The sequence below is a fragment of the Lachnoclostridium sp. genome (assembly GCF_031997925.1).
Classification (GTDB): Bacteria; Bacillota; Clostridia; order Lachnospirales; family Lachnospiraceae; genus Lachnoclostridium.
Genome location: NZ_DAMADT010000038.1, coordinates 32,640 through 42,991 on the forward strand (window position 1 = coordinate 32,640; position 10,352 = coordinate 42,991).

The following is a 10,352-nucleotide window of genomic DNA, read 5'->3' on the forward strand; positions in this document are numbered from 1 at the left end:
TATACAATATGGAGCGCTTTTTCTTGACTTTGATTTTCCAAACTCGCAATTTATATATTTAATATTTTTACATACAGTATTGTCATAACACTTAGACCCACTTTTATGAACAAAAATTTCAGACTCAGTTGAAAAATCAATTTGTGAAAATTCTCTAAAGTTAGCATTTTTATCAGCGATATATCCTAATAGTCTACAACTCTCAATAGTAATATGATTAGAACCATTAATCTCTAATCCATGAAAGTATATAGTATCTTCAATATCACAATTATATAAAGAAATGTTATTACAATGCCATAATGTTAATCCATTACATTTACAAGCGCCATATTTACTATACATCTGCTCTATTCTTAAGTCGAAGATTTGAACATTACTAACTCCGCTATAACCTGTTGTATTAGGTGTTGTATATGACATCAAAATATTATGAATAGGAGCTGCCATTTGAAGAGTTGAGCCATTAAATTTCAAAATATTATTACTATTAAAGTACAAGAGTTCAGTTACTTTATAAGTCGCTTTTTCAAAGTTGACTGTATTACCTGTACTCATAAGAGCAGTTTTAATCTTACTTATTGGATCAGTTTTTTTGATGTATATTGTCCCCATAATATAATCACCTTCCTACATTTCTAACAGCTCTCTCCACGTTGATTTACCACTTGTAATAATAATATCGTATTCCATAAAGTCAAATACAAGACCACATGTCCATGCATTCTGATGTAGGGTTTTCTTTTAATTAGGTATATACACATTATAAATGATCAAAAAGCTCATGCAATAACTCTAATTAATTTTTAATATGGCTATATATATTATAGTATCATAGTTCACCTTTTTATGAGGATTCTATCATGGTGAAAAAAAGTATTTAGAAATATGTTGAAAACTATTTACAAAATATACCATATTTATTATACTTAGTATTGTTAGAAAGGAGACATACCCATGTTAAAAGTTTACATCTGTCCAATCTGTTATAATTATAGACTAGTATCAAAACGGAGTAAGGCGGTCTGTCTTCATTGTAATCATAGCCTTTTACCATGCAATATTTCCTATGAAACGTATTCTAGGCTCTCGGATGAAGAAAGAGGCCAGTATAGAGCGTATTGGAAAATAAGAAAGATGTAAGCAGAAAATAGAAATGACGATTTCAATCTTTATATCCATAATGTTTTTATTAGTTAAATTAATAATTATGGGGATAGAATACTCTAGAAAAGATAATAAAATGTAATGGAAAAGGCACTTAGAATTCTAGGTGCTTTTCTTGTGTATACTTATTTAGACGTATCTGGGTATATTGGTAAAAATGTGGAACTAGATGATGATGCGAACCAGAGTGGCTACGAAAGGGAAGCATTTAAATACTTCTAATTGATGTGCCTTTTCTATTCTTCTAAATAGTAATAAAGTTATACTTATCTAAATTGCGGTATTGGCGTTTTTCGGTTAAGCTAGAAAAGCCCTAGAAATGCACGGATTCCTTGATTTACTGGGCATTTCAAGTTGACAAAAGACTGTAAAATCTTTATAATTAATCATTGGTGTATGTTCGAAAGGATGCGATTATTACCGTGGGATATTGTCGTATACTGTTAATATCAAATAGAAATAACGACCTTTCAACAAAAAAGAATAAAGAATGTGTATCCTAGCCGGAGTAGAAGGTATTTCCTGCAGGATTTCATGACCGTGATAGTAAATCACAATAAAAAAGCCATCGTTTCATGATGGCACAAAAAAGATAGAAACTAACAGGAGGACAAACCATGAAAGTATATGGTGTGAATGAGCTAAGAAAGATGTACCTAGACTTCTTTGAAAGCAAAGGGCATTTAAAGATGAATAGTTTTTCTTTAGTACCACAAAATGATAAGAGCTTATTATTAATTAACTCCGGTATGGCACCGTTAAAGCCTTATTTTACAGGACAGGAGATTCCACCAAGAAAGCGTGTAACAACTTGCCAAAAATGTATTCGTACTGGTGATATTGAAAATATCGGTAAAACAGCAAGACATGGTACTTTCTTTGAGATGCTTGGTAACTTCTCTTTTGGTGATTATTTTAAGCATGAAGCAATTGCTTGGTCCTGGGAATTCTTAACCGAGGTTGTTGGTCTTAGTGGGGACCGTTTATATCCATCTATTTATTTAGAAGATGATGAGGCATTTGAGATCTGGAATAAAGAAATTGGTATAGCTCCAGAAAGAATTTTCCGTATGGGTAAGGCAGATAACTTCTGGGAGCATGGTGCAGGTCCTTGTGGTCCATGTTCTGAGATTTACTATGATCGTGGTGAGAAATACGGTTGTGGTAGTCCAGATTGTACCGTAGGATGTGAATGTGACCGTTACATCGAAGTATGGAACAATGTATTTACTCAGTTCAATAACGATGGCAATGGCAACTATGAAGAATTAGAGAATAAAAACATCGATACTGGTATGGGTCTTGAGCGTCTAGCTGTCGTAGTTCAGGATGTTGATACCTTATTTGATATCGATACGATGAAAGCAATCCGTGACCATGTATGTAAGATGGCAAACGCAGAGTATAAAGTGGATCCAAAGAAGGATGCTTCTATCCGCTTAATTACAGATCATATCCGTTCTGTAACGTTTATGACCTCAGATGGTATTATTCCATCAAACGAAGGAAGAGGATATGTATTACGTCGTTTACTTCGTAGAGCAGCTAGACATGGTAGATTATTAGGTATTGAGGGCAAGTTCCTTGCAGATTTAAGCAAGACTGTAATTGCGGAATCAAAAGACGGGTATCCGGAATTAGAAGAGAAGAAGGAATACATCCTTAAGGTACTAACAATTGAGGAAGAAAAATTCAATAAGACAATCGACCAGGGTCTTAGCATCTTATCTGAGATGGAAGATGCATTAGTTTCCAACGGAACTAAGACTTTAAGTGGTGATGATGCATTTAAATTATATGATACCTATGGATTCCCATTAGATTTAACAAAGGAAATCCTAGAGGAAAAAGGTTTTCAAATTGATGAAGAAGGCTTTAAGAAAGCAATGCAGGTTCAGCGTGAAACAGCAAGAAGTGCACGTGCAGTAACAAACTACATGGGTGCTGATGCAAGCGTTTATGATGAAATTGATCCAACAATTACGTCTAACTTTGTTGGTTATGATAGAACAAGCCACACTTCTAAAATTACAGTTCTTACTACAGAAACTGATTTAACAGATGAAGTAGTAGGTGGACAGGCAGCAACTATTATTGTTGATGAAACTCCATTCTATGCAACAATGGGTGGACAGACTGCAGATATCGGTGTAATCGTGGCGAAGGATGCTGAGTTTGAAGTAGAAGATACCATCAAGTTAAAAGGCGGTAGGGTTGGCCATGTTGGTACAGTAACCAAGGGCAGCTTTAAGGTTGGAGAAACTGTAACACTTACCATTGATGCCGAGAGAAGACAGGCTATTGGTAAGAACCATAGTGCAACTCATCTTCTTCAGAAAGCGCTACGTAATGTACTTGGATCTCATGTAGAGCAGGCTGGCTCTTTTGTAACAAGTGAAAGACTTCGTTTCGACTTTACACATTTCTCTGCTTTAACCAAGGAAGAAATTGCTAAAGTGGAAGCTATGGTAAATGAAGAAATCGCAAAGAACATTTTAGTTGTAACAGATGTAATGAGTGTAGAAGATGCTAAAAAGAGTGGTGCGATGGCATTATTCGGTGAGAAATATGGCGATAGCGTTCGTGTAGTATCGATGGGAGACTTCAGTAAAGAATTATGTGGTGGTACTCACGTAGCTAACACAGGTTCTATCACTGTATTTAAGATCTTATCGGAAGCAGGTATTGCAGCTGGTGTACGTCGTATTGAGGCAATTACCTCTAACGCTGTATTTGAATACTATAAAACAATGGAAGAAGAGCTTCATGAAGCTGCGAAAGTAGCTAAGACAGAGCCAACTTCCTTAATAAAGAGAATTGAAAGCTTACAAGAAGAGTTAAAAGTAGCTTTATCTGAAAATGAAAAATTAAAAGCTAAGCTTGCCAATAATTCTTTAGGTGATGTAATGAATCAGGTTGTTGAGGTAAAGGGCGTGAAGCTCTTAGCTTCTAAGGTAACTGATGCTGATATGAACGGACTTCGTAACCTTGGAGACCAGTTAAAAGATAAATTAGGTGAGTGTGTTATTCTTTTAGCTTCTGCGAGTGAAGACAAAGTTAATTTAATTGCGATGGCAACGGATGGAGCTATGGCAAAGGGTGCTCACGCTGGTAACTTAATTAAGGAAGTTGCTGTTTTAGTTGGCGGTGGCGGCGGTGGTCGTCCAAATATGGCGCAGGCAGGTGGAAAGAATCCATCTGGAATTGATGCAGCAATTGAAAAAGCGGTATCTGTTGTGGGAAATCAGATTAAATAATGTTAGTATTTTCTCAATTATTAATACAATTAATAGAACAAATTCTATAAAAAGTGCATATTTTAACAACTGGAAGATGGTGCTATAAGGTACAAATAAAAGAAGAACTTGCAGAATAATAGCAAAAAGGTATTGACATTTAAGCTGTCTCCCTTTATAATCTTTGTAGTGCTATTCAAAAAATACCCAAACAGTTGTAAAAGCACAATTCACAACTGGAGGGAGGTTAGGTGTGAGTCTATGTCAAATGTAATCGTAAAAGAGAACGAATCCTTAGACAGCGCTCTCCGCAGATTCAAAAGAAACTGTGCGAAGGCCGGAATCCAGCAGGAGATTCGTAAGAGAGAACATTACGAGAAACCAAGCGTAAAGCGTAAGAAAAAGTCTGAAGCTGCTCGTAAGCGTAAGTTTAAATAATATGTGCAAGAATCCCCAGTCATTAGACTGGGGTATTTTTTTTGCAAAAAACATGTTGTTTTTCGGATTGTATTCCTTCTTCACAGAAATTTAATAAAAATTTTCTATTTTTTCCTTTTGCTTCATATTAATTTATGTTAAGATTAATAAAAGAGTTCATATAATTGTATAATAAGCATATAGAGACAGAAATTGCCTTTCATGTGGTGATAATAAGCCCCCTTGTAATCTGAATTAGATTGTAAGGAGGCTTACAAATTATCATGACAAGGTAAAGTTCAGACATGTACTTTTTCATATATATGTGCTCTAAATTTTTGAAAGGAAGTGAAAGACTATTGAATGCGCTAGTTGAAAAAATGAGGGAGGCACTATTCTCGGTTCTACCTATTACACTAATTGTAGTTTTACTCAATTTCACATTAACGCCTCTCGAGCCAATAGTATTTGGTAGATTTTTGTTAGGAGGATTACTTATTATAGTAGGATTGGCAGTACTGCTTGTTGGGGTGGATATCGGAATAACACCAATAGGTTCTCATATGGGATCTGCAATCGTAAAAAGTAAGAAGATTTGGATCATTGCAGCAGCCGGATTACTTCTTGGATTCTTTGTATCAGTAGCGGAACCAGACCTTCATATTATGGCAGGTCAGGTAGAATTTGTAACTTCGGGACTGATATCGAAGTCAGTAATTCTCATTGTTGTTTCTATTGGAATCGCTGTAATGCTTGCCCTTGGCTTGGTACGTATTGTCTATAACATTCCGTTATATAAGATATTAATTGTAATATATTTGGTAATCTTAGGTTTATCGTTCTTTACTTCTGCTGAGTTCTTAGCCATTTCTTTTGATGCGTCAGGTGCTACCACCGGAGCATTAACAGTTCCTTTTATATTGGCTTTAGCCATTGGTGTTTCTACGTTAAAGAAAGATAGTAAAGCATCAGAAAAAGATAGCTTCGGCTTGGTAGCAATTGCTTCTTCAGGAGCGATTTTATCTGTAATGATTATGAGTATTTTAGTAAAAACAGATAAAATAACAGCAAGTATTGAAAGTGAAGAAGTTATTAGTAATAGCTTTTTAGGCCCGTTCTTTGACGTTTTTCCTACACTTGCGAAAGAAGTAATGATTGCGCTTCTTCCAATTGTAATTATTTTTGTATTCTTTCAAATTATATCATTCAAATTACCAAGAAGATCACTGCATAAGATATTCAAAGGAATCCTTTATACCTTCTTTGGATTAGTTATATTCTTAGTTGGTGTGAATGCTGGTTTTATGGAAGTCGGTAAAGTTGTTGGATATGAGCTTGCTTCTTTAGAAAATAAAAGCATCATTGTGATAGTTGGTTTTGTACTTGGTCTAGTTACAATTTTAGCGGAACCTGCAGTATATGTATTAAATCGTCAGATAGAAACAGTTACAAGTGGCTTTGTTAAGAGAAAAACTGTGTTAATGTTCTTATGTATTGGTGTTGGTGGTGCGGTAGCACTTTCTGTAATTCGAATCTTAATACCAGAAATAAAGTTGTGGCATTATTTACTGCCTGGATATATAATAGCTTGTATTATGACATTTTTTACACCAAAATTATTTGTTGGTATTGCATTTGACTCTGGCGGAGTTGCATCTGGTCCAATGACAGCGACTTTTATCTTAGCATTTACTCAAGGTGCAGCAGATGCAGTTGATCACGCTGATATATTAATCGATGGATTTGGAGTTATTGCATTGGTTGCATTAACACCTTTGATTGCATTACAAATACTTGGTATTTTATACAAGGTATATTCGAAGAAGAAAGGAATTAATGTAGATGGATGATGCAAATTTAAATAAACATTACGAACTCCTTTGTGTGATTGTAAATCATGGTCAAGCAGGGAAGGTAATGAAAGTTGCAAAGCAACATGGGATAATAGGTTGCACCGTTTTTCTTGGGTATGGTACAATTAAAAGCCGTATATTAGAATTTTTAGAGATCAATGATATTCGTAAAGAAATCATTCTTATGGTTGGAGAAAAATCTGTGATACGAAATGCTGCTGAAATTATCAGCACAGAATTTGAATTTCATAAGCCGCGTCATGGTATTGCTTTTATCATGGATGTTGCTAATTTTATAGGTTCAAGAGGCTGTATCTACAAGAAAGATAGAGAAAGAGCAGGTGTTGAAAAAACAATGTATAATTCGATTTTCACAGTAGTTGAAAGAGGTAAAGCAGAAGATGTGATAGAGGCAGCACAAAAAGCTGGTTCCAAAGGTGGGACCGTAATTAATGCCAGAGGTTCAGGAATCCATGAAACGCAAAAATTATTCCATATGGATATAGAACCGGAAAAAGAAATTGTACTTATTCTTTCAGAAGAAGGTACAACGGATGCAATAGTGAAATCAATCAGTGAATGTATTCAGATAGAGGATCCTGGTAAGGGAGTATTATTTGTATTAGATGTTTCAAAAACATTTGGGTTATATTAATATAGGCGTATCATATTCTAGTGATGAATAAGAGTTAAAAATTTTTATAGCAACCTAGGAAAATAAAAATATTAGGATTAACAATAGTGGCTTATATACTTAAGAATGAAAAATATTAAGTATATAAGCTATTTTTATGGAGAAGAGATTGATTGTGACCTAGGAAGTCTAGGATGACGAAGAAATCGAAATGACTTGGATTCCCATAAAATCGTCCCAAACGTAACGAATACTAACAAGCAGCATATTCATATCTTATAGTGAACATAAGTGTTTTTTAGGAGGTATGGTATGTTTTTTAAAGAAAAACCCGTGAAATCCAATCATGATAAATATAAAGGCAAAGCAAATAAAGAACTCTACGATTTATGTAAACAAAAAGAGAAAGAACGAAAAGCGGAACGCATTAGTTATCTGGAAATTATATCTCAGAACCTGATGCTACCGCCGGATATCATAGCTGGTGCACCGATTGTAACGATCAATGGAAGGAATTCTATCAGTATTGAAAACCATAGAAAGATAATTGAGTATACAGGCGAAAAGATTAAGATATCAACAAAAATATGCAATCTATGTATTGAAGGGAAGAATCTAAAGATTACATATTATACGAAGGAAGAATTAAAGGTTACTGGAATCATTCATAGCGTATATTACCAACAAGGTGCATAAACTTAAGTAATACGGTATGAAAGGTATGGTGATTTATTTGCTGAAACGGTTGATTCGTTGGTTAAGAGGATACTTATATATTATGATGGCAGGTGGTTCCCCAGAGCATTTGATAAATTTATGCAGCGGGAAGGGCATTGTTTTATGGGGCTTAAGTTACGGGGTTAATAAAAATAAAAAGCAATTGGGTGAAAAAGATGTCATCTATTGCAATATACTCCTAAAAGACTATCGTGAATTAAGGCCTCTGGTACGGAAGGCGAAAGCAGTGCCCTACATAAAAGAACGTCATGGTTTTCCTTTCTTTTTAAGACATGTAATACGACGAAAAGTATACTATTTAGGTATACTACTTTTTTGCGCTTTAGTATATACCATGTCTCTTTACATTTGGGACATCAGTATTGAAGGAGGATATAAGCATACAGAAGAACAACTGATGGAATATTTGCAAACAACTGGAGTGTACAGCGGTGTTAAGATTAAGTCGATTGAATGTCCGAGGATCGAAGAAAATATCCGTAGGGACATTTCAGATATTGGTTGGGTATCAGCGGAGATCAAAGGAACAAGATTGATTGTTCGTATCGTTGAAACAGTACTTCCAAAATTAAATTCTGAAACAAAAAAAACTTCGTTAAATACAGCTCATCTGGTCGCTACGAAAGATGGAATTGTGAATTATATTGTTGTTCGTAGCGGGACACCAAAAGTAGAGCTTGGTAGTGTTGTAAAAAAAGGTGACATCCTAATATCTGGTGTAGTGCCAGTGGTTGCAGATGGGGAAACCTTGGTTGAAAATAAAACAGTGTTAGCAGATGGAGATATTAGTCTACGTACTTATTTTGAATATGAGGATTCCTTCCCTTTAAAATATACTTTTCCGGTGTATACGAATCATAAAAAAAACGGTTATTCCATTACTTTGTTCGGTAAAAAAATTTTTTCCCATATGCCTAGAAATTCCTATACTAACTATGATATAATTACGGAAGCTAGTACCTTAAAATTAGTACGGAATTTTTATCTTCCAATTAGTTTTATGAAAACCACTATTTCTGAGTACAATATAGAAGAAGCAATTTTTTCGGAAACAGAAGCGACCACTTTAGCAAATAAACGGTTACTTCGTTATTTAGAAAAATTAACAAATCAAGGTGTTACTATTTTAGAACAGAGAGTAGATGTTAAAGTGGAAAACGGTACATGCAAAAGTGCAGGTAAAATTATTGTGGAAGAGCCTGCGTGGGATTATAACCCAATCAATGACAGCGAGTGGAGGGTGTTAGAAACGGATGAGCATAGTGGAGACAATAATTAATATACCAATGGAGCACACACAAAATATCTTTGGTCAATTCGATGCTTATGCAAAAATTATCGAAAGAACATTAAACGTGACCATAATCACCAGAAACAACGAGCTAAAAGTCATTGGCGATAATGATAGTGTGAATAAAGCAAAAAGTGTATTTTTGAAATTACTAGAACTATCAAAAAGAGGAAATACAATTACAGAACAAAATGTAAACTATGCACTCTCCTTGGGATTTGAAAATAAGGAGGATATGATAGTTGAAATTGATAAAGATTTGATTTGTCATACCATCAATGGTAAACCGATCAAACCAAAAACCCTAGGCCAAAAAGCATATGTAGATCAGATTCGAAAGAAGATGATAGTTTTTGGTATCGGTCCAGCAGGTACTGGAAAGACTTATCTTGCAATGGCAATGGGGATTAATGCGTTTAAGAATGATGAAGTTAGTAAGATTATTTTGACTAGGCCTGCAATTGAAGCTGGAGAGAAATTAGGATTCTTACCAGGTGATTTGCAAAGTAAAGTTGACCCTTACCTTAGACCTTTGTATGATGCTTTGTATCAGATTATGGGTCCAGAAAGCTATTTAAGAAATACCGAAAAAGGTTTGATTGAAGTAGCCCCATTAGCTTATATGAGAGGACGTACGTTAGATAATGCCTTTATTATCTTAGATGAGGCTCAAAATACGACTCCAGCGCAGATGAAAATGTTCTTAACAAGAATTGGGTTTGGATCTAAAGTAATTATAACTGGTGACCTGACGCAAAAGGATTTACCATCAGGGCAGGCATCTGGCCTTGATGTAGCGATGAAAGTGCTAGGGAAGATTGATGATATCGGATTTTCCTATTTAACCAGTCAGGATGTCGTTCGTCATCCGTTAGTACAAAAGATCGTAAAGGCATACGATGAATTTGAGAAAAGAAATGACAAACGAGGTGCGAATCCTACAGATAACAGAGGCGTGAAAATAACCGAGATTGATAAGAAAAAACGTACAAAAAAGGCTATCATCAAGAAAAAAT

The 10,352-nt window shown here is 34.9% G+C and carries 8 protein-coding genes; 7 read left to right on the plus strand and 1 reads right to left on the minus strand.

What is annotated here, in order from left to right:
- A partial coding sequence (locus RTP52_RS18005) for a hypothetical protein (protein WP_312372776.1) occupies positions 1-615 on the minus strand: 615 nt, incomplete at its 3' end.
- Between the two features lie 1,169 nt (positions 616-1,784).
- Here RTP52_RS18005 and alaS point away from each other — a divergent pair.
- From alaS to RTP52_RS18040, 7 genes are all read left to right on the plus strand, one after another.
- Complete coding sequence (gene alaS, locus RTP52_RS18010; protein WP_312372777.1) at positions 1,785-4,424, plus strand: alanine--tRNA ligase; 2,640 nt, start codon at positions 1,785-1,787, stop codon at positions 4,422-4,424.
- A 240-nt stretch (positions 4,425-4,664) separates the two neighbouring features.
- Positions 4,665-4,841, plus strand: coding sequence for a 30S ribosomal protein S21 (rpsU, locus tag RTP52_RS18015; protein WP_012200629.1), 177 nt, complete (start codon positions 4,665-4,667; stop codon positions 4,839-4,841).
- Between the two features lie 338 nt (positions 4,842-5,179).
- Positions 5,180-6,670, plus strand: coding sequence for a DUF1538 domain-containing protein (locus RTP52_RS18020; protein ID WP_312372778.1), 1,491 nt, complete (start codon positions 5,180-5,182; stop codon positions 6,668-6,670).
- Positions 6,663-7,328 carry a P-II family nitrogen regulator gene (locus RTP52_RS18025; protein WP_312104411.1) on the plus strand — a complete coding sequence of 222 codons (666 nt, stop codon included), beginning with the start codon at positions 6,663-6,665 and terminating at the stop codon, positions 7,326-7,328. The genes RTP52_RS18020 and RTP52_RS18025 overlap by 8 nt, the downstream gene beginning before the upstream one ends.
- A gap of 291 nt (positions 7,329-7,619) precedes the next feature.
- Positions 7,620-8,003: a YabP/YqfC family sporulation protein gene (locus RTP52_RS18030; protein WP_312104414.1), complete on the plus strand. Its 384-nt coding sequence runs from the start codon at positions 7,620-7,622 to the stop codon at positions 8,001-8,003.
- Between the two features lie 37 nt (positions 8,004-8,040).
- Positions 8,041-9,324 (plus strand): sporulation protein YqfD, encoded by a 1,284-nt coding sequence (locus RTP52_RS18035; protein ID WP_312372779.1) that lies wholly within the window; start codon positions 8,041-8,043, stop codon positions 9,322-9,324.
- Positions 9,299-10,352, plus strand: a 1,054-nt coding sequence (locus tag RTP52_RS18040; RefSeq protein WP_312104418.1) for a PhoH family protein, incomplete at its 3' end; no start/stop codon positions are given. The genes RTP52_RS18035 and RTP52_RS18040, both read left to right, overlap by 26 nt.